At 47.1% G+C, this 26,908-nt stretch carries 10 protein-coding genes; all 10 read left to right on the top strand.

The window, feature by feature from the left end:
- Positions 1 to 24: 24 nt before the first annotated feature.
- Positions 25 to 14,040, top strand: a complete 14,016-nt coding sequence (locus BN1546_RS28155; protein WP_255305552.1) for a non-ribosomal peptide synthetase — start codon at positions 25 to 27, stop codon at positions 14,038 to 14,040.
- A complete protein-coding gene (locus BN1546_RS28150) occupies positions 13,938 to 15,893 on the top strand; it encodes a condensation domain-containing protein (protein WP_255305551.1) in 1,956 nt (651 codons plus the stop codon). Before BN1546_RS28155 ends, BN1546_RS28150 begins: the two co-directional genes overlap by 103 nt.
- Positions 15,894 to 16,585: 692 nt before the next feature.
- The gene (locus tag BN1546_RS25050; protein ID WP_090739111.1) at positions 16,586 to 18,493 is read left to right on the top strand and encodes a carbohydrate-binding protein; all 1,908 of its coding nucleotides are present in this window, start codon (positions 16,586 to 16,588) and stop codon (positions 18,491 to 18,493) included.
- 186 nt (positions 18,494 to 18,679) lie between these two features.
- Positions 18,680 to 19,393 (top strand): beta-glucanase, encoded by a 714-nt coding sequence (locus BN1546_RS25045; RefSeq protein ID WP_013371213.1) that lies wholly within the window; start codon positions 18,680 to 18,682, stop codon positions 19,391 to 19,393.
- A gap of 827 nt (positions 19,394 to 20,220) precedes the next feature.
- A complete protein-coding gene (locus tag BN1546_RS28145; RefSeq protein ID WP_255305550.1) occupies positions 20,221 to 20,478 on the top strand; it encodes a hypothetical protein in 258 nt (85 codons plus the stop codon).
- Between the two features lie 10 nt (positions 20,479 to 20,488).
- Positions 20,489 to 20,692: an N-acetyltransferase gene (locus BN1546_RS28415; protein WP_369690605.1), complete on the top strand. Its 204-nt coding sequence runs from the start codon at positions 20,489 to 20,491 to the stop codon at positions 20,690 to 20,692.
- Between the two features lie 545 nt (positions 20,693 to 21,237).
- Positions 21,238 to 21,978 carry a LytR/AlgR family response regulator transcription factor gene (locus tag BN1546_RS25025; protein WP_090739194.1) on the top strand — a complete coding sequence of 247 codons (741 nt, stop codon included), beginning with the start codon at positions 21,238 to 21,240 and terminating at the stop codon, positions 21,976 to 21,978.
- A gap of 1 nt (position 21,979) precedes the next feature.
- Positions 21,980 to 23,281 (top strand): sensor histidine kinase, encoded by a 1,302-nt coding sequence (locus BN1546_RS25020; RefSeq protein ID WP_090739110.1) that lies wholly within the window; start codon positions 21,980 to 21,982, stop codon positions 23,279 to 23,281.
- A gap of 123 nt (positions 23,282 to 23,404) precedes the next feature.
- Positions 23,405 to 25,447 carry a serine hydrolase domain-containing protein gene (locus BN1546_RS25015; protein ID WP_090739109.1) on the top strand — a complete coding sequence of 681 codons (2,043 nt, stop codon included), beginning with the start codon at positions 23,405 to 23,407 and terminating at the stop codon, positions 25,445 to 25,447.
- A gap of 316 nt (positions 25,448 to 25,763) precedes the next feature.
- Positions 25,764 to 26,747: a LacI family DNA-binding transcriptional regulator gene (locus BN1546_RS25010; protein ID WP_025677743.1), complete on the top strand. Its 984-nt coding sequence runs from the start codon at positions 25,764 to 25,766 to the stop codon at positions 26,745 to 26,747.
- The last annotated feature ends 161 nt before the right edge of the window (positions 26,748 to 26,908 follow it).

Here is a 26,908-nt window from a genome sequence, read left to right as displayed (position 1 = left end):
GCCGTGCTGGAAGGTCTGGATCAGGTGGCGTATGCGTCCATTCCGGTAACGGAAGAGCGTAGCTTCTATCCACTATCCTCGGCGCAAAAACGACTGTATGTGCTGCATCAGTTCGATCCGCTGGATGTGAACTACAACATGCCGTCGGTGCTGCAAGTGAGCGGTCCGCTGGACGTGAAACGAGTGGAAGACGTGTTCCGTCAACTGATCACCCGCCATGCGACGTTGCGTACCCGTTTTGAGCTGGTGGACAATGAGCCGATGCAATGGATCGAGGACACCGTGCCATTCGAGGTGGAATATACGAAGATACAGGCAGAAGATGTGATTGCGGATACAGATCAGGACACAACTACAGATACGTACACAAGGGTCAACATAGAGGCGCAACAGCTGGTGCGGCGCTTTGTCCGTCCGTTTGATCTCAAAGCTGCGCCGCTGCTGCGAGTAGGCTTGGTGGATCTGGGCATTCAAGGAGTAGAACAGGAATCCCAACATCTGCTTATGCTCGATATGCACCATATCGTCTCAGATGGGGTGTCCCTGGAGGTCCTGACTGATGAGTTTGTCCGTTTGTATGGCGGTGAAGAGCTGGCGCCATTGCGGATTCAGTACAAAGATTATGCCGTATGGCAGCAAAGCGAAGCCCATCAGGAATGGATGCAGCGTCAGGAAGCGTACTGGCTGAGCACTTTCCAAGGTGAACTGCCTGTACTGGACCTCTCTACGGACTTTGCTCGCCCAGCGGTACAGAGTACGGCAGGGGATACGATCGAATTTGTACTGGAGCGTGAGGTTAGTGAACGCCTGAAAGAACTGGCTGCCCAGACCGGCTCTACCCTGTATATGGTGATGCTGGCTGCGTACACCACACTCTTGCACAAATACACAGGCCAAGAGGACATTGTAGTCGGTACGCCGATTGCAGGACGACCGCATGCGGAGCTCAGTAATCTAGTCGGTGTCTTCATTAACACGCTGGCGATTCGTAATTATCCATCCAGCGACAAATCGTTCCTTGAGTATCTGCAAGAGGTCAAGGAACATGCGCTCAGTGCGTATGAGCATCAGGATTATCCTTTTGAAGAATTGGTTGAAAAATTGAATGTAGCGCGGGATACGAGCCGGAATGCGCTGTTCGACACGATGTTTGAATTGAAAACGTTGGAGAAGCGGGAGTTCGAGCTGGAAGGGCTGAGCTTGAACTCCTATCCACTGGATAATCATACATCCAAATTCGATCTGAGCTTGGAGGCAATAGAGCAGCCAGAAGGCATTCTGTGCAGTCTGGAATACAGCACAGTGCTGTACAAGCGGGAGACCATGACGCGATTGGCACAGCATTTTGCGGAAATTGTTCGAGCGATTGCCTATCATCCACAGCAGCCACTGGCAGTTTTGAATATGGTAACCGATGAGGAACAAGAGCAACTCATCTACGGTTTTGGAGAAGTGGGCGTAACGGATGTTGCTGTTGAAGCAGGAGCCCTGTTCCATACCTTTGTGGAAAAACAGGCCCAGCTTATACCAGATCACGTGGCGGTGGTGTACGAGGAGCAACAGCTTACGTACCGGAAACTGAACAAGCGTGCGAACCAATTGGCGCGTAGATTGCGAAATGAAGGTATCGGACGCGAATCGATTGTCGGCATTCTGAGTGAACGGTCGGTAGACATGTTGGTCGGCGTATTGGCGGTATGGAAGGCTGGAGGCGCATATGTGCCGCTGGATGCGGATTATCCGTCCGAACGCATTCGTTTCATGCTGGAGGACAGCGGTGCGACGGTGCTGTTGACCCAAACAAACTTGCAGGATCATGCGCAGATATGGCTCGAAGAAAGCCGGCAGGCCTTGGCCGGAGGGCAGACTGAGAGTGAGCTGGAGACGGCAGTTAGCGCTGAAACGATGGAAAGAGACAACCTGAATGAAGGCGTGAGCTTGAAATCAGATTCGAAGTCTGACAGCGAAGCAGCATCTGAATCGGCAACAAAGCTGCGTCTGCAAATCATGCTGGCATTGGACGATGAGTCACTGTACACCGGAGATACGACAGACGTTGATCACATCAACGAACCGCAGGATCTGGCGTATGTGATCTACACCTCCGGAACAACCGGACGTCCGAAGGGTGTTATGATTGAGCATCGCAGTTTGGTGAATACGGCTGCGGCGTATCGCCGGGATTATCGCCTGAGCGAGTTCCCAGTACGACTGCTGCAACTGGCCAGCTTCTCCTTCGACGTGTTTGTCGGGGATATGGCGCGGACGCTCTATAACGGCGGCACGATGGTCATCTGTCCGAAAGACGACCGACTTGATTTTAGCCGTCTGCACGGATGGATTCGTGATTATCAAATTACCGTGTTCGAATCAACTCCGGCCCTGATCGTACCGTTTATGCAACATGTGCATGAACAGGGGCTGGACATGAGCAGCATGGAACTGCTGATCACCAGCTCAGACAGTTGTAGTGTGGCGGATTACCGGGTGCTGCAAGAGCGGTTTGGCGCAGATATCCGCATCATGAACAGCTATGGCGTCACGGAAGCGGCGATTGACTCCAGCTTCTATGACGAAGAGCTGTCGAAGCTGCCAAGCAGCGGTCATGTGCCGATTGGTCAGGCGTGGCTGAATGCCCGTTTCTACATCGTGGACAGCCAGTTGAATCCGGTGCCGATCGGTGTACTGGGCGAACTGTGCATCGGCGGAGCCGGGGTCGCACGGGGGTACCTAAACCGTGCGGACCTGACGGTGGAAAAATTCGTAGCGAACCCGTACGTACCGGGCGAACGACTGTACCGCACAGGCGATTTGGCGCGGTGGATGCCGGACGGCAATGTAGACTTTATCGGCCGAATGGATGATCAGGTCAAAATCCGGGGCTTCCGGATTGAGCTGGGCGAGGTGGAAGCGCAGCTGCTGACTGTGGATGGCATTGAGAAAGCCATCGTCACCGCCTGGGAAAACGAAAACGGAGACAAAGATCTGTGCGCGTATGTCGTAGCTTCGGAGGCGCTGAATTTGCCGGAGCTGCGCAGCACACTCCAGCCCAAACTGCCGAGCTATATGATCCCGACGTATGTCGTACCACTGGATCAATTCCCGCTGACACCAAACGGAAAAATTGACCGCAAAGCGTTGCCAGCACCGGAAGCGCGCCTCGAAGGAGGTACGGAGTATGTTGCGCCGCGGACACCGCTGGAAGAACAATTGGTACGTATTTGGAAAAGCGTTCTGAATCATCAGCGGGTAGGCATCCAGGATAACTTCTTTGAAGTGGGAGGACATTCTCTGCGCGCTACAACACTGATGGCGAAAATCCATCAGGAGCTGAATCACAAGCTGGCCTTGCGAGATATTTTCCAATATCCGACGATTGAGCAATTGGTACAGGTGATGGGTGAAGATCAGACCCAGCAAATGTATGTATCCATACCTGTGGCGGAGGAGCGCGAATATTATCCCGTTTCCTCGGCGCAAAAACGGATGTACGTGCTGAGTCATCTGGAAGGCGGAGAGGTTAGCTATAACATGCCAGGAGCTTTGATTATCGAAGGTTCCTTGGATAAAGAGCGACTGGAGCAAGCCTTCCGCCAGCTGATTGCCCGTCATGAAACCCTGCGAACCCGATTCGAGATGGTGGATGGCGAGGTGATTCAGCGGATTGAATCTAACGTCCCATTCAGCGTGGAGTATGTGCAAGCAAGCGAAGAAGAGACACCGCAGTACGCACAGGACTTTGTACGTGCCTTTGATCTCGCACAAGCCCCGTTGCTGCGGGTTCAGTTGATCGAAAACGGACCGGGGCGTCACGTTATGCTCTATGACATGCACCATATTATTTCGGATGGCGTCACAGAAGGAATTATCGTGCAGGAGTTCTCTCAATTGTACGAAGGCAAGGAGCTCCCGCCACTGCGTATTCAGTACAAGGACTATGCCGTTTGGCAGCATGCAGATATGCAAAGTGAACGTCTTCGTGCGCAAGAAAGCTATTGGCTGAACACCATGTCTGGTGAAATTCCGGCACTGGATATGCCAACGGATTTTACAAGACCCGCTGTACAGCGTCTGGAAGGAACTCGATTTGAGTTTGCGATCTGCATGGAGGACAGCGAGCAGTTGAAGCAGCTGGCCGCGCAAACCGGATCCACCTTGTACATGGTGTTGCTTGCAGCGTATAGCACACTCTTGCATAAATACACGGGTCAAGAGGACATCATCGTCGGCACGCCGATTGCCGGAAGACCACATGCGGAGCTCAGTAGCCTGGTAGGCGTATTCCTGAACACGCTGGCGATCCGTAATTATCCGTCTGGTGACAAAACGTTCCTGGACTACTTGCAAGAGGTCAAAGAGCATGCGCTCAGTGCGTATGAGCACCAGGAATATCCGTTTGAAGAGCTGGTTGAAAAGCTGAATGTAACGCGGGATACGAGCCGGAATGCGCTGTTTGACACAATGTTTGAGCTGAAAACATTTGAGCAGCAGGAGTTCGAGCTGGAAGGGCTGACCTTCAAGCCGTATCCAACGGACGATCATACGTCCAAATTTGATCTGACCTTGGATGCCGTAGAGCAGCCAGAAGGCATTCTGTGCAGTCTGGAATACAGCACGGCGCTGTACAAACCTGAGACTATCGCGCGCTTTGCGCAGCATTTTACCGAACTCGTACGTGCCATTACACTGCATCCACAGCAGCCACTGGCCGCATTGGATATGGTAACTGTCGAGGAAAAAGCACAAATCATCTATGGTTTTGGAGATGTAGGCGTATCGGATGTTGCTGCTGAAGCAGATGTCTTGTTCCATGCCTTCGTGGAAGAACAGGCCCAGCTTGTACCAGATCACGTGGCGGTGGTGTACGAGGAGCAACAGCTTACGTACCGGAAATTGAACGAGCGTGCGAACCAATTGGCGCGTAGACTGCGAAATGAAGGTATCGGACGCGAATCGATTGTCGGCATTTGGAGTGAACGCTCGGTAGACATGCTGGTCGGCGTTTTGGCGGTATGGAAGGCTGGAGGCGCATATGTGCCGCTGGATGCAGACTATCCGTCCGAACGCATTCGTTTCATGCTGGAGGATAGCGGTGTGACGGTGCTGCTCACGCAAACCAGTTTGCAGGAGCGTGCCCAGGCATGGCTGGAGAAAAGCGATCAGGCCTTGGTCGAAGGGCAGACTGAGGGTGAGCTGGAAACAGCGGCTGGCGCTGAAACGATGGAATCAGGTGCTCTTCATGGAAACCTAAATGGAACAGCAGATTCGAAGTCTGACAGCGAAGCAGCATCCGAATCGGCAACAGGGTTGCGTCTGCATACCGTACTGGCATTGGACGATGAGTCACTGTACACCGGGGATACGACGGATGTTGAACCGATCAATGAACCGCACGATCTGGCGTATGTGATTTACACCTCTGGCACAACCGGACGTCCGAAGGGCGTCATGATTGAGCATCGCAGCTTGGTGAATACGGCTGCAGCGTATCGCCGGGATTACCGTCTGAACCAGTTCCCGGTACGACTGCTGCAACTGGCAAGCTTCTCCTTCGACGTGTTCGTCGGTGATATTGCACGGACGCTCTATAACGGGGGCACGATGGTCATCTGTCCAAAAGATGACCGGATTGATCCAAGCCGTCTGTACGGATGGATTCGCGATTATCAGATTACCGTGTTCGAATCGACTCCGGCCCTGATCGTACCGTTTATGCAGCATGTGCATGAACAGGGGCTGGACATGAGCAGTCTGGAACTGCTGATCACCAGCTCGGACAGCTGCAGCGTGACGGATTACCGAGTGCTGCAAGAACGGTTTGGCACAGATATCCGCATCATCAACAGCTATGGCGTTACGGAAGCGGCCATTGACTCCAGCTTCTACGACGAAGAGCTGTCGAAGCTGCCAAGCAGCGGGAATGTGCCGATTGGTCAGGCATGGCTGAACGCACGTTTCTACATCGTGGACAGCCAGCTGAATCCGGTGCCAATCGGCGTACTGGGCGAGCTGTGCATTGGCGGTGCTGGCGTGGCACGGGGATACCTGAACCGTGCAGACCTGACAGCCGAGAAATTCGTAGCGAACCCGTACGTACCGGGTGAACGACTATATCGCACCGGCGACTTGGCGCGGTGGATGTCGGACGGCAATGTGGACTTTATTGGCCGGATGGACTATCAAGTCAAAATCCGGGGCTACCGGATCGAACTGGGCGAGATTGAAACCGCGATCCAGCAGGTGCCGGGCGTGCGTCAAGCCGTAGTCGTCGACCGGACAGACGAGCGTGGGCACAAGTATTTGTGCGGATATATCACGGGAGAAACCGAGCTGCGGATCGAGGAAGTACAGGCAGCCCTGGAAGCAGGACTCCCCGCGCACATGGTGCCTGCACGCTTGATGCGTCTGGAGGCCATTCCGCTGACCAGCAACGGCAAAATCGACCGCAAGGCCTTGCCAGAGCCGGAAGGCAGCATCCATACAGGAGCCTCCTATGTGGCCCCGCGTACGAAGGTGGAGCAAGTGCTGGCTGCGGTATGGGCCGGAGTGCTCGGCGTAGAAGCCGTAGGCACGCAGGATAACTTCTTCGAGCTGGGCGGCGATTCGATCAAAGCCCTGCAAGTATCGTCCCGCTTGCTGCAAGCAGGCTATCGACTGGAGATGAAAGACCTGTTCAGCCATCCAACGGTGTCTGCATTGGCGCTGAGCGTCCAATCGGTGACCCGCTTGGCGGATCAAAGCGAAGTAGTAGGCGCGGTGAAGCTGACACCTGTTCAGCATTGGTTCTTTGAGCGGAACCTGACGGATGCTCATCATCATAATCAATCCATCATGCTGCATAGCAAGGATAGTTTTGATGAGGCAGCGCTACGCACAGCGATGGACCACATCGTTAGCCATCACGATGCACTGCGGATCGTTTTCCGTCCTACGGAGCACGGATATGAAGCCTGGAACCGCGCGGTGGGTGAGGGCGAGCTGTATACGCTGGAACGTATAGACTTCAGCCATGAGACTGAAGTGTCTGCGGCGATTGAGGCCAAAGTAAATGAAATTCAGGCGGGCATTCATTTAAGCGAAGGACCACTGGTGAAGCTGGGGCTGTTCCATTGCCCAGATGGAGACCATTTATTGATTGCTATTCATCACTTAGTAGTGGATACCGTATCCTGGCGCATTTTGTTCGAGGATCTTACGACAGCCTATGAACAGGCATTGCACGGACAAGCGGCTCGTCTTCCGCACAAAACGGATTCGTTCCGTACCTGGGCCGAGGCACAGTCTCACTATGCGAACGGTCCAGAAATGGAAGCAGAGCTCGCCTTCTGGCAGGAAGTGGAACAGGGGGCGTATGAGCCGCTTCCAAAAGACCAGCCGCAACCACAATCCTTGAATAAAGACAGCGAGCTTATGACGGTCACATGGACCACTCAGGAAACGGAGCAGTTGTTAAAGCAGGCGCATCGTGCCTACAACACGGAGATGAATGATTTGCTGCTGACCGCACTCGGCATGGCTATTCATCGCTGGGCGGGCATCGAACGCGTACTCGTCAACCTGGAAGGCCATGGACGGGAATCCATTTTGCCAGAGCTGGATATTACGCGCACGGTAGGCTGGTTTACGACTCAATTCCCGGTTGTTCTGGACATGAGCTCAGGGCAAGATCTTTCACAGCGCATCAAACAGGTGAAAGAAGGGCTCCACCGGATTCCGCAAAAGGGCATTGGCTACGGGATACTGAGATACTTGTCCGCCGCATGTGAGCAAGAGCGTTTTGGAACTGAACCTGAAGTCAGCTTTAACTATTTGGGACAATTTGATCAGGATATGCAACATCAATCCATTGGCGTGTCTCCTTACTCTAGCGGTGCCGAGCTTAGCGCATATGCAGCCAGATCGCACACGCTGGATCTGAACGGACTGATTTCGGAAGGTCAATTGCAATTGACGATCAGCTACAGCCATCAGGAATATCGCAGGGAAACGATGGAGCGGCTAGCTGAAGCGCTCAGAACCAGCCTGCAGGAAATCATCACGCATTGCGTGGGCCGCAAACAGCCGGAGCTGACGCCAAGCGATGTGATGCTTAAACCTGTAACCTTGGCCGAGCTGGATCAGTTGGTAGAGCGGACTCGTGACATCGGGGAACTGGAAAATGTATATGCATTGACACCGATGCAAAAAGGCATGTTGTTCCATAGTCTGATGGATGCAGCGTCAGGGGCTTATTTTGAACAAACGACCTTTGATCTACACGGACGCTTCCAAGCCGATATTTTCCAAGATAGCTTGAATCAACTGGCGCAGCGGCATGAGATCTTTAGAGCCAATTTCATCAGCGGCTGGCAGGATGAGCCCGTACAGGTGATTTTCCGCCATAAAGAGGTTGGTTTCAGATGTGAAGATTTGCGTCATTTGGATGATCAGGAACGTGACGCGTATGTGCAGGAATTTATTCGCCAGGACAAGGCAGCTGGATTCGATTTGTCCCGGGATGCGTTGATGCGCGTGGCGATTTTGCGGACCGGTGATGAGGATTATTATTTTGTATGGAGTTCTCATCACATCCTAATGGACGGCTGGTGCGTGGCGTTGGTAACGGATGAGGTGTTTGAGGTTTACTTTGCAGCGGTAGAGCATAGAGCACCGAAGCTCGCCCCTGTTACTCCATACAGTCAGTATATTGCGTGGCTGGAAGCTCAAGATGTAGCAGCAGCCGCTTCATATTGGAAGGAATATTTGCTGGGCTATGATCAGCAAACGTCGATTCCAACCGGCAAAGTAGGCGCGAAAGCCGAGGGTGAACAATTTGAGCATGTACTGTGCGACCTAGGTAAGGATTTGACAGGACGCCTGGAAATGGTAGCCAAGCAGTATCACGTGACCACCAATACGCTCCTACAAACGGCATGGGGCTTACTGCTTCAAAAGTACAACGGTAGTAACGACGCCGTCTTTGGTGGCGTAGTATCGGGTCGCCCGGCAGATATTTCAGGTATCGAAAATATGGTGGGCTTGTTCATTAACACCATCCCAATTCGTATCCGTAGTAAGGCTGAGGACACCTTTGCCGACCTGATCAGGGCAAATCAGCAGCAGGCGCTGGCTTCTCAAGATTATGAAACGTATCCGCTGTATGAAATTCAAGCCTTGACCGAGCAAAAGCAAGAGCTGATCCACCACATTATCGTGTTTGAAAACTATCCGGTGGAGGAGCAGGTCGAGCAGCTTGGCGAAGGTGCGGAATCGGATTTTGTCATCAGCAATGCAGGGATGATTGAACAAACCAACTATGATTTCAATCTGGTCGTCATGCCGCAGGAAGCGATGAAAATCCGATTCGAATACAATGCGAAGTTATATGATCGGGAAGCGGTGGAACGGACGCAGGGTCATCTGGTACAGCTGCTGGAGCAGGTGGTAGCGCAGCCGGACATTCAAGTGCAGGAGCTGGATGTGTTAAGCGAGCAGGAACGCGAGCAAATTCTCCGTGTATGGGGAGATACAGCAGCTGAGTATCCAAGCAAGCAAACGATTCATGGTTTGTTCGAAGCACAAGCCGTGCAGACACCGGAACAGCCAGCATTGTACTTCGAAGGAGAGCAGTTGACCTATCGCGAGCTGAATGAACGTGCGAATCGTCTGGCTCGTACCTTGCGCAGTCAAGGCGTGACCAAGGATCATCTGGTGGGTCTGATGACCGAGCGTTCGGTAGACTTGATTGTGGGTATGTTAGGCATTTTGAAAGCCGGAGGCGCATATGTGCCAATCGATCCGACGTATCCAGAGGAGCGTATCCGCTATATGCTGGATGACTCGGGAGCAGAGCTGTTGTTGACGCAAAGCCACTTGGTGGACAAAGTAGCTTTCGACGGTCAGGTGCTGGTGCTGAATGGGGCAGAGAGTGTGCATCACGAGGATGGCTCCAATCTGGAGCCGTTGTCCGGTCCGAACGATCTAACGTATGTGATTTATACGTCGGGTACGACGGGGCAGCCGAAGGGTGTCATGGTAGAGCATCGCAATGTTGTGCGTTTGGTGAAAAATACAAACTACGCGCAGTTGGATGCTGACACGCGCATTTTGCAGACAGGCGCGATTGTTTTCGACGCATCCACCTTCGAAATTTGGGGAGCTCTATTAAACGGTGGACAGCTAGTGTTAGTGAGTCAGGATGTCATTTTGGACGCGCTCAAGCTTAAGGAAGCTGTCCGCAGTCATGGCATTACCACGATGTTTCTGACCACACCGCTCTTTAACCAGCTGTCCCAGCAGAATCTGGCGCTGTTCGAGGGGGTAAGGGAGCTACTGGTTGGTGGTGATGTGATGTCCGTACCACATATGAACCGGGTGCTGGAGGCCCATCCGTCCCTGCGAATCAGTAACATCTATGGCCCTACTGAAAATACGACCTTTTCCACAGTACACGCGATCACCGGTGTACAATCGGAATCGGTGCCAATTGGCAGACCAATCCATAATTCGACAGCGTATGTTGTGGACCGTTCGATGCGGCTTCAGCCCGTGGGGGTATGGGGTGAACTACTGGTAGGCGGTGACGGGGTAGCACGTGGTTACCGCAACCGTCCGGACCTGACATCCGAAAAGTTCATCGACAGCCCGTTCCGTAGCGGAGAACGCTGCTATCGCACAGGCGACATGGTACGCTTAAATGCGGATGGTTCGCTGGAATATAAGGGGCGGATCGATGCGCAGGTGAAAATTCGGGGCTACCGGATCGAACTGGGCGAGGTAGAAACGCAGCTGTTGAAGCTGGAGGCAGTGCGAGAAGCTGTAGTCATCGCACGGGAAGATGAGCAAGGGCAAAAGCAGCTCTGCGCTTATGTGGTCGCCGATGAGGAAGTTGTCGCAAGTGAGCTACGCAGCGCTTTGAGCCAGAAGCTGCCGGGTTACATGATCCCTTCCTATCTGGTACAGCTGGAACAAATGCCGCTGACACCGAACGGTAAAATCGACCGCAAGGCCCTGCCAGCACCAGAGGGCAGCCTGCAAAATGGAGGCGACTATGTTGCACCTCGGACATGGGTGGAAGTGAAGCTGGCGCAAATCTGGCAGGATGTACTGGGTCTCACTCAGGTCGGTGTGAAGGAAAACTTCTTCGAGATTGGCGGTCATTCGCTGCGGGCAACGACACTGGCCTCGAAGATTCACAAAGAGCTGAACAAGCCACTTCCACTGCGCAGTATTTTTGAAGCACCAACGATTGAGCAACTGGCCGTTGTACTGGAACAGCTGGATCAAGTGACGTATGCGTCCATTCCGGTAACGGAAGAGCGCAGCTTCTATCCCCTGTCCTCAGCGCAAAAACGACTGTATGTGCTGCATCAGTTCGATCCGCATGATGTGAACTACAACATGCCGTCGGTACTGCAAGTGAGCGGTCCGCTGGACGTGAAGCGGGTGGAACATGCATTCCGTCAACTGATCGCCCGTCATGCGTCCTTGCGCACCCGCTTTGACCTGATCGACAGTGAGCCGATGCAATGGGTTGAGGACACGGTGCCGTTCGAGGTGGAATATACGAAGGTACAAGCAGAGGGTGCGACTACGGATACAGACACGAGGGTCGGCAAGAAAGTGGATGAGCTGGTGAGTCGCTTTGTCCGTCCGTTTGATCTCAAAGCTGCGCCGCTGCTGCGAGTAGGCTTGGTGGATCTAGGCGTCCAGGGAGTAGAGCAGGAATCTCAACATCTGCTTATGCTCGATATGCACCACATCGTTTCGGATGGCGTGTCCATGGGGGTACTGACTAATGAATTTGTCCGCTTGTACGACGGTGAAGAGTTACCGCCACTGCGGATACAGTACAAGGATTATGCCGTATGGCAGCAAAGCGAAGCCCATCAGGAATGGATGCAGCGTCAGGAAGCCTACTGGCTCGATACCTTCCGGGGTGAACTGCCTGTGCTGGATCTACCGACAGACTTTGCCCGTCCGGCGGTGCGAAGTACGGCAGGCGATACCGTGGTGTTTGGGCTGGAACGCGAAGTAAGCGAGCGTCTGAAAGAACTGGCGGCGAACACAGGCTCTACACTGTATATGGTGTTGCTGGCGGCGTATACCGCCCTCTTGCACCAATACAGCGGCCAGGAGGACATCGTCGTCGGCACGCCGATTGCCGGACGACCGCATGCGGATTTGGAGCCGATCCTCGGCATGTTCGTCGGTACGTTGGCACTGCGGAACTATCCGACAGCAGAACATACCTTCCGCAGCTACGTGGAAGAAGTGAAGGTTCGCGCCCTGCAAGCCTACGAGCATCAGGACTATCCATTTGAGGAGCTGGTGGAAAAGCTGAATGTGAAGCGGGATATGAGCCGCCATCCGCTATTCGATACGATGTTTACCCTGCAAACGACCGAAGAAGGCGAACTACAGTTGGCAGACCTGAGCTTCCGTCCATATGGCTTGGAGCAAACGCCAGCGAAGTTTGACTTGACGCTGGAAGCCAGAGAGGAAGAGGCAGGCATCCAGTTCGGATTGCAGTATGCAACTGCGCTGTATCAACGGGAAACCGTTGAACGGATGACACGTCACTTTATTCGCTTAGCCGAAGCCGTGGCAGCGAACCCGGATGCGAAGCTGGGTGAGCTGGAGCTCATTACGACAGAAGAAACCAAGCGGATTCTAAAGGTATTCAATGATCCGAATGCACATAGCGTGCGTGGAACACTCCAAGGCCTGTCGCTCAGCGAGCGTTTTGAAGAGCAAGCGAAAAACAGCCCTGAGCGGATAGCCGTGGTGTCTGGGGACATGGCGCTATCCTACGCTGAGCTGAATGAGCAGGCGAACCGGTTGGCCCGTGTGCTACGGGCGAAAGGGGTTGAAGCAGATCAACCAGTAGGCGTACTGCTGGAACGTTCTGCGGATCTTCTGGTGAGCATTCTGGGGGTACTGAAGGCCGGAGGCGCGTATGTGCCAATGGATACGATGTATCCACAGGAGCGCATTGACTACATGCTCCAAGACAGTGGGGCACCAGTCGTGATTACAAGCAGAGCTGCCACTCTCTCGCTCAGACTGCCGGTAGCAATACAAGCTGTAGTTCTGGACGATGAGGGCGTTCAAGCTCACTTGGGAGAACAGGATGCAAGCAACCTGGTTCCTGTCTCCGGCCTGCACAACCTGGCCTATATGATTTACACGTCAGGTACAACCGGTCAGCCGAAAGGGGTCATGATCGAGCAGGGCAGTGTCAGCAATCTGGTAGAGGCTCTATACGAGCGCGTATACAGCCGGTATGATCAGCCGCTTCACATCGCATGGCTGTCGGCCTTTGTATTTGACGCTTCGGTGAAGCAAATCTTTGCCAGCTTGCTGTTAGGCCACACCTTGCATGTGGTGTCCCGTGACGTCAGCCTGAGCGGGGAGCATTTGATTGCGTACTACCGTATGCACCGGATCGACCTGTCGGACGGCACACCAGCGCATCTGCATATTTTAAACGAAAGCGTCAGCGTGACCGAAGCGCCGGATGTGAAGCATTACCTGATCGGGGGCGAAGCCTTATCCGTGCAGTTGGTAAAGGTGTTCCTACACAAGTGGTCCGGGTATCGTCCGGTCATTACGAACGTGTATGGTCCGACGGAAACGACGGTAGATGCGACGGCTTATACGATTGAAGATGTAGAGTCTCTGCATGTACTGCTGGAAAAAGGGGAGCATACGGTATCCATCGGAACGCCGATAGCGAACCAGGCAGTGTATATCCTGAACAACCAGCAACAGCTGGTGCCGATCGGTATCGCGGGTGAGCTCTATATCGGAGGTGCAGGTATCGCACGAGGATACCTCAACCTGCCGGAACTGACCGCTGAGAAGTTTATTCCGAATCCGTTCGCTGATGCGACTGCCGCTGATCAAGCGGACAGCACTTTCGCAAACCGGATGTACAGAACGGGCGACCTGGCACGGTGGCTGCCGGATGGCAGTATCGAGTATTTGGGCCGGATCGACCACCAAGTGAAAATTCGGGGTATCGGATCGAGCTGGGCGAGGTGGAAGCGCAGCTGCTGACCGTGGACGGCATTCAAAAAGCCGTGGTCACAGCCTGGGAAAACGAAGACGGACACAAGGATCTGTGTGCCTATATCGTAGCTTCGGAGTCGCTGAGTTTACCGGAACTGCGGAATGCGCTGCAGCCGAAGCTGCCGGATTATATGATCCCGACGTATGTGGTACAGCTGGATCGTTTCCCACTGACGCCAAACGGGAAAATCGACCGGAAGGCGTTGCCAGCACCGGAAGCACGCCTTGAAGGAGGTCTGGAGTACGTTGCGCCGCGGACGCCGCTGGAGGCCAAGTTAGCGCAAATCTGGCAGGATGTATTGAAGCTGTCCAGCGTAGGCGTCACCGACTCATTCTTCGATGTGGGTGGACACTCCCTGCGGGCAACGACGCTGGTGGCTAAAATCCATCAGGAACTGGACAGTCGGATTACACTGCGTGAGGTGTTCCAGCACTTTACGATTGAGCAGCAAGCCCAGCTCATCGCAACGCACGGGACAGACACCTATACGGTGATCCCTGCTGCGACGAAACAGTCTTACTATCCTGTCTCCTCAGCGCAAAAACGACTGTATATTTTGAGCCATCTGGAAGGTGGGGATCTCAGCTACAATATGCCGGGTGTATTAGTAGTAGAGGGGCCGCTTCAGGCAGATCGACTGGAGGATGCGTTCCGTCAGTTAGTAGCCCGTCATGAAACGCTGCGAACTTCCTTTGAAATGGTGGACGGCGAGGTTGTTCAGCGGATTTACGATCAAGTGGAGTTTGTCGTAGAACGCCTGCAGGCCAGTGAGTCCGAAGCGGAAGTGTATATCGAGTCCTTTGTACGCAGCTTCGATCTTCGGCAGGCACCGCTGCTGCGTGTCCGTCTTATTCAAACCGGACCCGAGCGCCATCTCCTGATGTACGACATGCACCATATTATTTCAGACGGGGTATCGTCTAACAATATCGTGCAGGAGCTGGGACAACTGTACGAGGGACAGGCCTTGGAGCCGCTGCCAATTCAGTACAAGGACTATGCGGTGTGGCAGCAGCAGGAAATGCAGCGTGAGTCCTACCAGCGCCGGGAACAGTTCTGGCTGGAGCATTTAGCAGGGGAATTACCGGTACTGGATCTGCCGATTGCTTATCCTAGACCTGCTGTTCGCAGCTTCGAGGGGGCAATGTATGAGTTTACCGTGGCCCCGAATGTATCCGAGCAGTTGCACCGGATAGCGGCACAGACTGGAAGCACATTGTATATGGTGCTATTGAGCGCCTACACCGTTTTGCTGTCCAAATACAGCGGTCAGGATGATTTGATCATCGGTACGCCGGTAGCAGGCCGCTTGTTACCTGAACTGGAGCCGCTGATCGGCATGTTCGTCAATACACTAGCCATCCGGCACCAGCCGCAGGGCAATCAAACTTTCCATAACTACTTGCTGGAAGCCAGAGATCGTACGCTGCAAGCCTTCGAGCATCAGGATTATCCACTGGAAGAACTGGTGGAAAAGCTGGATGTAGCGCGGGATGCAAGCCGTAACCCGTTGTTTGACACTGTGTTTGTACTGGAAAATACGGAGTCGCAGGAAGCGCAACTTGAAACACTATCCTTTAGTCCTTATGTTAAGGAACACAGGACCTCCAAATTCGATTTGACCTTGTCTATGAGTGGTGAAGACGGGCAGATCAAGGGTTCCTTTGAATATTGCACGAAGCTGTTTGGCGCAGATGCTATTGAACGATTAACCGGAGATTTGATAACGATCCTGTCACAGGTTGGAGCCAATCCAGATTTGCTATTAAGCGATCTTCAGGTAAACTCGGACGAGCAAGCAGAAGGCTTCTCGCCCGATTCCATCGATTTTATTTTCTAAATTAGTTTTCATTTTTCTAAAAAAAATGATTTCACTTAGCAGGCAAGGGCAGCGGCTCCGTCCGATTGTCCTTGCCTGCTAAGTATTTTTTCTAATATTACAACGATCCAGGCTTGTGATCTGGACTATTTATAAATGATAAAACCCTAGGGACCTTATGCAATAACCAACCCCATGTAAATTGCAGATTGCCCACCACAATTCCGTTTACCGGTGCTGCAATTTCTCTTAATATGAACAAAATCAAGCCAAGTAGGGCAGACGAGCTTTTGCTCACTAATCCTACCAGATAGTCTGCCTTTAATTTGCCCGGCTACAATCAAATTCAAGGTTACATCCCTTTTGGTGTGCTCTTTTTAAATTAGAATGATATTGTTATATTTGATAGAGTATGGTATGATTATCCCAAATAAATCCATTATTTTATATCCAATTACATATTAATACTCAATTTTTTATATTTCTATATTTTATTAAATTAATACTGACATCATAAGGACAGAGATAAGTATTTAGTGACTCCTCTTGTAGAATGTTTCCAAACAATACTTTGTAAGCGATTTCAAAACAATTCTATCTCTTACCATTCTTCACGTCATTCTCCTTACGGGTAAAGGTCTGAGCATATCCATAAATTTGATATATTTACGGATAGCTCGGCTTTAGACCATATAAAAAACGGAGGTTATGTTATGATTAGAAAATGTCTAGTTTTATTTCTTTCCTTCGCTTTATTGCTGAGTGTCTTTCCCATGCTAAATGTAGATGCTGCCAATCGACCACTGGCTAAACTACCTGGAAATTCCAATCCTCTAATGGATCACAAATTGGGAGCTGACCCGTATTCATTGGTATATGATGGAAGAGTGTATATTTACATGTCAAGTGATACGTACGTGTATAACAAGGATGGATCGATTAAAGAGAACGACTTTAGTAAGCTGGATCGTATCCAGGTCATATCCTCCACAGATATGGTGAACTGGACGGATCACGGAACGATACCAGTCGCAGGTGCCAACAACAAAAACGGTGGAAGAGGCATTGCCAAATGGGCCTCTAACTCCTGGGCTCCAGCAGTTGCGCATAAAAAAATAAATGGCAGAGACAAGTTCTTTTTATATTTCGCCAATGGGGGAGCAGGTATTGGTGTCCTGACAGCGGACACGCCTATCGGACCTTGGACAGATCCCCTTGGCAAAGAACTTGTGACACATAGTACACCTGGGATGGCTGGCGTGACTTGGCTTTTTGACCCGGCTGTACTGGTAGATAATGATGGCACGGGATACCTGTATAGCGGTGGCGGAATTCCTAATGAATCCGATCCGGCTTCCATTGCAAATCCGAAAACCGCCAGAGTCATCAAATTAGGCGCAAATATGACAAGCGTTATTGGAAGTGCCACCACTATAGATGCTCCTTACCTGTTTGAAGATTCCGGTATTCATAAGTACAACGGCAAATACTACTATTCGTACTGTATCAACTTTGCCGGAACACACCCTCCACAGTACCCTGCTGGTGAAATCGGCTATATGGTTAGCGACAACCCGATGGGTCCCTTCACTTATAAAGGTCATTTCCTGAAAAATCCGTATACGTTCTTCGGCGTTGGCGGCAACAACCACCATGCTGTATTTAATTTCAAGAATGAATGGTATGTCGTATACCATGCCCAAACGGTCAGCAAAGCTCAAATTGGAGATGGAAAAGGCTATCGCTCTCCGCATATTAATAAGCTGGTGCACAAGGAGGACGGAAGCATCTCTGAGGTGCAAGGGAATATGACAGGAATCGCGCAGCTATCCAATATGAACCCGTATACCAGAGTTGAAGCGGAGACCATTGCCTGGCAAGCAGGCATTGCGACCGAACCCACGCAAGCCAGCGGCGGCCCGATTGGCAATCTGAATGTGACCAACATCCATAATGGGGACTGGATCGCTGTTGGAAAGGCTAATTTTGGCTCTACCGGAGCGAAGACGTTCAAAGCTAATGTGGCCACAAATGTCGGTGGCAATATTGAAGTACGGCTTGACAGTGAAACAGGTCCTCTAGTCGGTTCCTTGAAAGTGCCATCAACTGGAGGTATGCAAACCTGGAGAGAAGTAGAGACCACGATCAATAATGCAACAGGAGTTCACAACGTTTATCTGGTGTTTACCGGGTCAAGTAACGGTAATCTGTTGAATTTGGATGCCTGGCAATTCACTCCCAACACGGGGGAAAATACGGTAACAAAGGTTGAAGCCGAGAATATGAATATTGGCGGCACTCATGCAGGCAAGATCAGCGCACCGTTTGAGGGGGTCGCTTTGTATGCCAATGCTGACTACGCTTCATATTCACAGTATTTTGCCAACCCTACGCATAATATCTCAGTGCGGGGGGCTTCAAGCAATGCTGGTACGGCCAAGGTGGACTTGGTTATTGGAGGAACAACTGTAGGTTCCTTCAATTTCACAGGTAAAACACCAACTGTCAAAACCTTGTCCAATATTACTCACGCTATCGGAGATCAGGAGATCAAACTCACCTTGACGAGCGATGACGGCACTTGGGATGCCTACGTGGATTTCATTGAATTTTCATTATGATCGCTCGTCGAAACAGTAGTTGTTCTGGACCTTTTGTAAAATCGAGAGATCCGCCTGTTATTCCAAACGAGCGCAATCGGCGGGTGAAATGCTCTATTAATTGGTTTTCGGCAGACTGTATCGCGTTTGCTGGAAACGTATTCCACAACTTTGTTCATATTTGAAATTATTCTTGGAGGTGTATTTATGAAGAAGAAGTATTGGTTTACACTGGTGATCACGGGTATAGTTTCTCTGTTTTTTTCGGTAAGCGCTTTTGCGGCGAATGTGTTCTGGGAACCATTAAGTTATTATAATCCGAGTACATGGCAAAAGGCAGATGGATATTCCAATGGGGACATGTTTAATTGCACTTGGCGTGCCAATAATGTCAATTTTACTAACGATGGCAAAATGAAGCTTAGCTTAACGAGTTCTGCGTATAATAAATTTGACGGTGGAGAGTATCGTTCGAAGAATACTTACAGATATGGCTTATACGAGGTCAACATGAAGCCTGCTAAAAATACAGGAATCGTATCTTCCTTTTTCACATATACGGGACCTGCTAATGGCACGCAATGGGATGAAATAGATATTGAATTTTTAGGAAAAGACACAACAAAAGTGCAATTTAACTATTATACAAACGGGGTCGGTGGTCATGAGAAGGTTGTCGATCTGGGTTTTGATGCATCAAGTGGCTTCCACACCTATGCATTCGATTGGCAGCCAGGATACATTAAGTGGTATGTTGACGGGGTTCTAAAGCATACGGCAACTACGAACATACCGAAAACGCCAGGCCAAATTATGATGAATTTATGGAATGGCACCGGAGTAGATAGCTGGTTAGGTCCATATAACGGAGTCAATCCGTTGTATGCCGAATATGACTGGGTAAAATATACGAGCAATTAGTATGATTACAGCAGAAGAGGCAGCCCTGTAGGGCTGCTTTTGCGTGTTCAGGGGGAGATAGCTGAATAGACCCGCTAGGGGATTTTTTAGTTAACATAATGATGTTATGAAAAACTGCAAAAAAATAAGTGATTTTACTTAAATTTTTGAATAGATTTAGAAATAGAATTATCTCGAAATTCTTTTGGTGTTATAACCTATTTCGTTTTCAATCCCATAAATAGGATTTAAGTATTTTTCAAGTAAGATAGATGCTCTAGTTAACTTTTGAAGTAATATAATTTCTGAGAAAGATCTATTGGTAGTTCTTTTAATTAAATTACTTAGATAGTTTGGATGAAAATTGAAATGCTTAGCTGTGGAAATTAAAGTACAAGTCATATAATTTTTCTCTAAGTAATTAAGTATTTCTATAACAGGTGTATTGTTGATTGATTTTGAGTTAGATTGGCTTGAGTCGTACTGAAATACCCTCAATAGCTCAGAAAATATAAGCACCATAAAGCAATCAATTATTTCCTTTGAACATAAAGATTTATATGAGTTTCACCTGAAAATGCTGGACTCCTTGTAATAGAGTCCGGCATTTTTTGGTTCTCACCAGTCTAACATAACTATTTAAACGGTTAGTTGAAAAAAAGCATTGCATTAAATACTTGACTCTCCCCATTAGGGGATACATTAAACTCAATTTGTAAGCTAATCAATTAAAAGAAGGAATCAAAATCAACTTAGTTATTAGAGACATTAGAAAAAAAGATATAGAACCTATTAAAGCAATTATTGCGGATACTTGGAACGCAAAGGATTTTATAGAGGATGAGGGCGTGATAAATGCAGCAGTTACAATGATGTTCATAAGTCCAATAATAAATAAAAGTACTTTTGGAAGAGTAGCTACATTAGATGGAGAAGTCATTGGTGTAATTTTTGGTTCAAGAGTTGGTGAAACAACATCTTATAGAATGCTTCAGGAAGATTATACAAGTGAATTACTACAACTCTTAAATCTAAATGACATAGAACGAAAAGTATTTGTTGAACTCACCTCTATGACTAATGAGGCATACAGCAAGTTAATGTAGAGGAAAAAAGATAGGGAAAAAATTATTCAATGAACTCATCTCTTACTTAAGAGATACAAAAGCAACTAAAATTTATGTGTATACAGACACAATGAGTAACTATGGATTCTATGACCATAATGGATTTGTCCGTCTTGATGAAGCGGTAACTGTATTTAATCTACCTATCGGCAAACTCGAAAATACAAATTTTATTTATGAATACAAACTTTAAGCTAAAAGTCAGTCCACCTTGAGTAGGTAAACTTAAAAAGGATCTGTTTTCAAATGTCTGAATGTTAAATCCATTGTTCATAAGTTCATCTTCAGATGAATGAATAGCTGTCCTTAATATTTCTATTCGTTTATTAAGTTCTTCTAATTTCTTTATTTCTTTATAAATTTCTTCATTTTTCTGCTCTAAGTAAAGTTTAAGGTAATTAGTATCGGCTTTAGCAAATAAGGCTTTAATTTCTTTAACACTTACATTACTTTGCTTACTAATTTTTATAATATCCAGATAGATGAATTGATTAATTATACTTTTTGTTCTCCATAAATTCCTCCAATAAGGCTTATGTGTGAAAGTCGTCGCTCTGCTAATACATCAATTCCTACCCTCCTAATAAATCACAAGTTGTGCTCTTACACAATAACTCGCATTTAAGGGATTTGAATTTGCGTTTTATCCAAAAGCTATGTATAGAATATTAAAATATTGTATACTGTTCAGACTATAATTCCACGCAACATGCAATGGGGAAGAGGTGTATGGCATTTATGTATAGAGTAGCTATTTGCGATGATGAGTACAAGCAAAGAGAGCTTGTTAAAAATATGCTGATTGCTTTATCCATCAAAACAAATATAGAATTTAAAATTGAGTTATTCAACTCTGGAGAACAGCTGGTAGCTCATTATTTAAACCATGAATCGCCATTCCATATCTTAATATTGGATATTGAAATGAACGGCATGAACGGAATTCAAACAGCTCAAAAAATAAGGAGTTTACATCACCTTGATGAACAGATCATTTTTTTAACGAGCTATCCCGAATATATGCTAGAAAGCTTTGACGTAGTTACCTTTCAGTACTTAATAAAACCGATTGCTTCCCATATCTTTGAAGAAAAAATGATAAAACTGTGTCAGTATTTTCAATCTCTTGATAAAAAATTCGTTATCATCAAGTCAGCTTATGAAGAAGTGCTTTTAAAATATGATGATATCATTAGTATTGAAGTGGTCAAAAGCTTGACCATAAAAAACAAACTGCATTTTGTAACCTCTACACAAACCTATGATAGCAAAGGGATTCTTTCAGATTATGCTTTAGCATTAAAGGAATATAATTTTCTGCAAATTCATCGTTCGATTATTATAAACTTAATTCATGTCAAAAAATTTGCTGGCGGTGATGTTCTGATGTCAAATGATGTGAAGTTGCCTATTGGACGTTCTAAAATAAAAGAAGTTAAAGATCTATATACCAAATTTATGATCATGAAGATGCATTAATATGATGGAATATAACTACCTGTTTCTTAACCTATGTGTTGTCTTGGTGATGTGCTTTCAGGTGAATTTTTACTTCAACTCGGTTTTTGATAAGTCCAGTCGAAAGCCGAACAGAATGATGTATTTCATTATTTTCGGGCTGCTGAATTTTTTATATTTAAGTGTTTATCTGTCTCCTACGTTTTCCTCCATTTTGGCGTTATTTGTCATATTTAGCTTGGCCCAGTCTTATACTGTGGAAATAAAGACAAAGATCATTTTTTCCATCCTTTATGCTGTGTTGATCACCATCGTTAATTTTATATCTCTTTATATTTTATATACTGTAGACTCTGTTAAAGTTAGCAACCTTAGCCATTTGAGCAGTCAAGATCACTTGATATTTTCTAAGGTTATGTTGCTCAGCTGTATTATCATGTTTGCTGTCATTCAGATTATACGATTATTTGCCAAACGCAGAACCTTCCCTTTGCATGCCCGTTATTACATTTTATTTCTAATCGTTCCTATTATAAGTATATACCAGGTCAATGTTTTATCTGTTTATAGTGAAAAGAATATGTATTATTTTGTATCTATTATTGGCTTTATTTCCTTAAATGTTTTTATCATATACATCTTCGATAATGTCATTGAAAAATTCCAGTTAATGCATGAAAATGCTCAACTACAACATCAGATGGACTACCAAGATGCTAACTACGAAAAAACGGTTCACAGCTTTAAAAATATGAAAAGAATCATTCACGACACACACCAACAGTTCTTGTATATTGACGAATGTATCAAGAGAAATGAATTAGCTGAGGCAAGTGAACATATTAAGGTCACATTAAATAAAATCGAAGGAGCCTATCAGAGGGTTAACACCGGTAATCTGGTTATAGATGCTCTTGTCACAAATAGTCTTAATATTGCTCAGGCCAATGGCATCAAGGTGGATACCCAGCTCAACCTATACTCACAGAAAGTAAATATTGAACGTTATGACTTGTGCGTCGCTCTGGGCAATATGCTGGATAATGCCATAGAAGCATCTAAAAAGATCAAAATTGCGGATGATAGGTACATTCTTATTAAAATACATTCCAATGAATCTGCGCTTTTCATTCACATTCTGAATCATATGGAGAATGAAGTTGCCCATTTGCATAGTCAAAAATCAAACCCGGATATTCATGGTATTGGCTTAACGAATATATCCAGAATATGTGACAAATACGGTGGAAACATGATCATTGAAACGAAAAATAAAATATTCAATAATATGGTTTTAATCCCATTTTATAAGGACAGTCCTTAAACGTCATGCTGTTTAGGGATTGTTTTTTTCGTTTTAGGGTGACTTTGCTATAAAGAATCCTCGTTCATTGTATGATCAGTCCAGAAATAAAATCTGGGAACCTATAAGAGGAGGAAATATGGAATGAAGAAAATAATAGCTGTGTTCATTTCGGCTATGCTTATTGTACTGCCGATGACGAATGCTTTTGCTCAAGACAATCCTAAACCCATTAAGGAAAAGGCGCGTAATCTGGCCTCGGAGCTGGTATCCAAATACGGTGTTAGCGGTGTGCAGTATGCCATTATGGACCATGGAAACATCGTATTATCGGATAGCGTGGGTGTAAAGAATAAAGCAACCAACGAGCCAATCACTAACGATACGATGTTCGGTATAGGCTCTACAAGCAAAATGTTTGTATCTGCTGCAACGATGATGCTGGTAGATGCCCATAAGGTAGATATTGATCAGCCACTAACAACATACATTAAGGACTTTACAATGGCTGATGAAAGATACAAAAAAATTACACCGCGTATGCTGTTAAATCATTCGTCAGGCCTTTACGGTGCTCACTATAAAAATAGTATGTTATTTAATGACAATGATACAGAAAATCATGATGAGCTATTGCTGAGATTACAATCAGAAACTTTAAAATCCAACCCCGGCGAATATTCTGTATATAGTAATGATAGTTTTCAATTGCTTGAAATATTGGTTGAACGGGTGAGTGGTCTAAGTTATACCGAATTTCTGGCAAAGCATGTTAGTGCCCCTTTGGGTTTGAACTCTACGAAAACACCACTCGATCAGTTTGATAGACAAAAGCTGTCCAAAACTTATTTTCCTGCGATTGAGGGAGCCTTACCCGTTGAAAATGCCAATGTCATCGGGACGGGGGGCTTATACTCTACCGCAGAAGAATTGACCCAGTTTGCAGAAGTATTAACAGGGAATAGAACTGATATTTTATCTGAACAATCAGCAAAGTCCATGCAAAGCCATGAATATCGAAAAGGAATATGGGTATCTGAAGAGACAAACAGCTTTAATTATGGCCTTGGCTGGGACGCGGTTCGTTTGGCACCATTTAGTGATTACGGAATAACTGCGTTGTCCAAGGGGGGAGACACTGTTTTGTATCACTCTGTCTTGATCACCCTACCAGAGCATCATATCTCTATGGCTGTGCTTTCATCTGGAGGGTCTTCCATCCTGGATAGTATTTTTGCTTCTAATGTTTTATTGGAGCATTTAAAAGACAAGGGCATCATTAAAGACATTCTACCGGATAAAAGATTTGAACCTCCTGTAAAAGTGGAAATGCCATCTGACTTGCTTTCTTATTCTGGATTATATGGCACTGTGGGTACAACCATCAATGTAGAGATTAAAAATGGAGAGTTTGAGTTACCAGCTTTTCTGGATGGACTCGTCCCGGCGCAAAAATATGTGTATGCAGGCAATGGAGCATTCAAAAGCAGTGATGGCAGTGTAGCCATAAGCTTTGAGAAACAAAAAAACGGAAAAACGTATATTAAGGCTAACTTCTATTTAAACTTTCCGGGATTAGGTCAAATGGTTATGGTAAATTATGAATATCAAAAGCTTGATGCCAATCCTCTAAATACTACAGTTAAAAAAGCATGGGAACATAGAAACGGGAAAAATTATTATGCCCTGGATGAAAAGATATCTTCTATTTTTTATTTGGCTCCATCATTTATTACGAAAAAAATATCTGTTGATCATGAGGGATACGCAAGTGGTACTAAAATTGTGGATGAGAATAAAGCTGTTAATGCCGTTGAAATTCCAGTTATGAGTGGAAGAGATGCATTTGATTTGAATTTTACTACCAAGGATGGCTCAGAGTATTTAACCATAGATGGACAGTCCTACATCAGTGAGGATGCTATTAAACCTATCCTAGGAGGGAAATCACAGTACACTATACCATCCAATGGCCAAGCCATATGGTTTAAAATAGATAAAAACGTAGCCCATAAAACGATGACCGTTGATGTTCCAACAAGTGGAGGGTTCGCTGTCTATGATGAAAACGGAGCGGTTGTAGATTTTTCAACTGCCAGCCATAACAATTCGGTTGTTCTGCCCCAAGGGGGCTTGATCGTTTTGGGTGGCCAAGCAGGGGATGGATTTAAAATCAATATAAATTAAGCGTGTAGCCGCTCCTGAAAATTCAGGAGCGGCTATTATAATAGAATATCTCAAAACGCCTTGGCGCTATCGAACACGAGGGAAAGCAGGGTAACTTAGTACTTGGAAGCATCTTCAGCCAATTCATTGATGGGATGACTTTAAATGTAAACGCTTGTTAAAAGCTTATATGAGCAGAATGGAAGAGCTAATGTGTATACAATATTCTCGATGCATATACAGCACGTAATGCTGGAGACATGTTTTTTCACGTTTAACCATGTTAAAATAATAGGATACTTGGAGACTTGGCATGGAGAGAAGGCAGGTTGAAACAATGAAACCAAAACTTAACGATGTTGCACAATTAGCTGGAGTTTCACCGACCACGGTTTCTCGCGTACTTAACAATCGTGGCTATATCAGTCAAGAAACAAAGGATCAAGTTCATAAAGCGATGCAGGAGCTAAATTATTTTCCTAATGATGTAGCTCGGTCATTATTTAGTAAACGAACAAATCTGATAGGATTAATCATTCCAACTACAAGCAACCCATTTTTCGGAGAGCTGACTTTCCATATAGAGAATATTTGTGCGTCATTAGGCTATAAGCTGTTGCTTTGTAACAGTTTAAATCAGCTGGATAAAGAAGAATCTTATGTCGATATGCTTATGCGAAATCAAGTTGACGGTATTATCGTCGGTACACACAACCGAGGTATCGTAAATTATGAACAGAAGAATATTGCCGTCATTGCGATCGATCGCTTCCTATCCGATTCAATCCCAGTTGTAGGATCAGATAATTATTTGGGTGGCAAACTGGCGTCAGAACTGCTTATTGAAAAGGGGTGCAAGCATATTTTTCACATAAATGGCCCTGTTGAATTGGAAACACCAGCAAGCTTAAGAAGAAAAGCATATGAAGATGTGATGGAGCAGTATGGTCGAAAGGCAATTACCTATGAAGTACATGATCCCTTTCACCAACAGAATCACAATGAACCGATTAAACGCTTGCTCGATGAACATCCTGAAGTAGATGGATTGTTCGCGAGTAATGACATGGTGGCTGCGTCTTTTATTGCTGAAGCAAGAAGAAGAGGAAAACGGGTTCCTGAAGATATCCGCGTAATTGGATATGACGGAACTGAAACAACCCGCAATCTTCTCCCTGAATTAACGACAATTCAGCAACCAATACAGGAAATCGCGAGATCTTCCATAGAGTTACTTATTAAAGAAATTGAAGGTGGATTCAGTGATGTCCCGCGAGAAACCTATCTACCAGTGAAACTTATTGAAGCTAGTACAGCTTAACACAATTTCCATAGTTTTTAGCATTGTGATATAAGATGGGCTATCCTTATTAGAGTAATTGAAATCAAAGAGGAGAGCTCTTTTTCTTTTGAAGATATGTCAAGCGGTTGACATATGAAAGCGGTTGACATATAATCGATCTGTAAATACGAAAGTGCTTT

It is taken from the genome of Paenibacillus sp. Mc5Re-14, from assembly GCF_001049835.1.
Lineage (GTDB): Bacteria > Bacillota > Bacilli > Paenibacillales > Paenibacillaceae > Paenibacillus > Paenibacillus polymyxa_C.
This window is presented reverse-complemented; position numbering and strand designations above follow the sequence as displayed.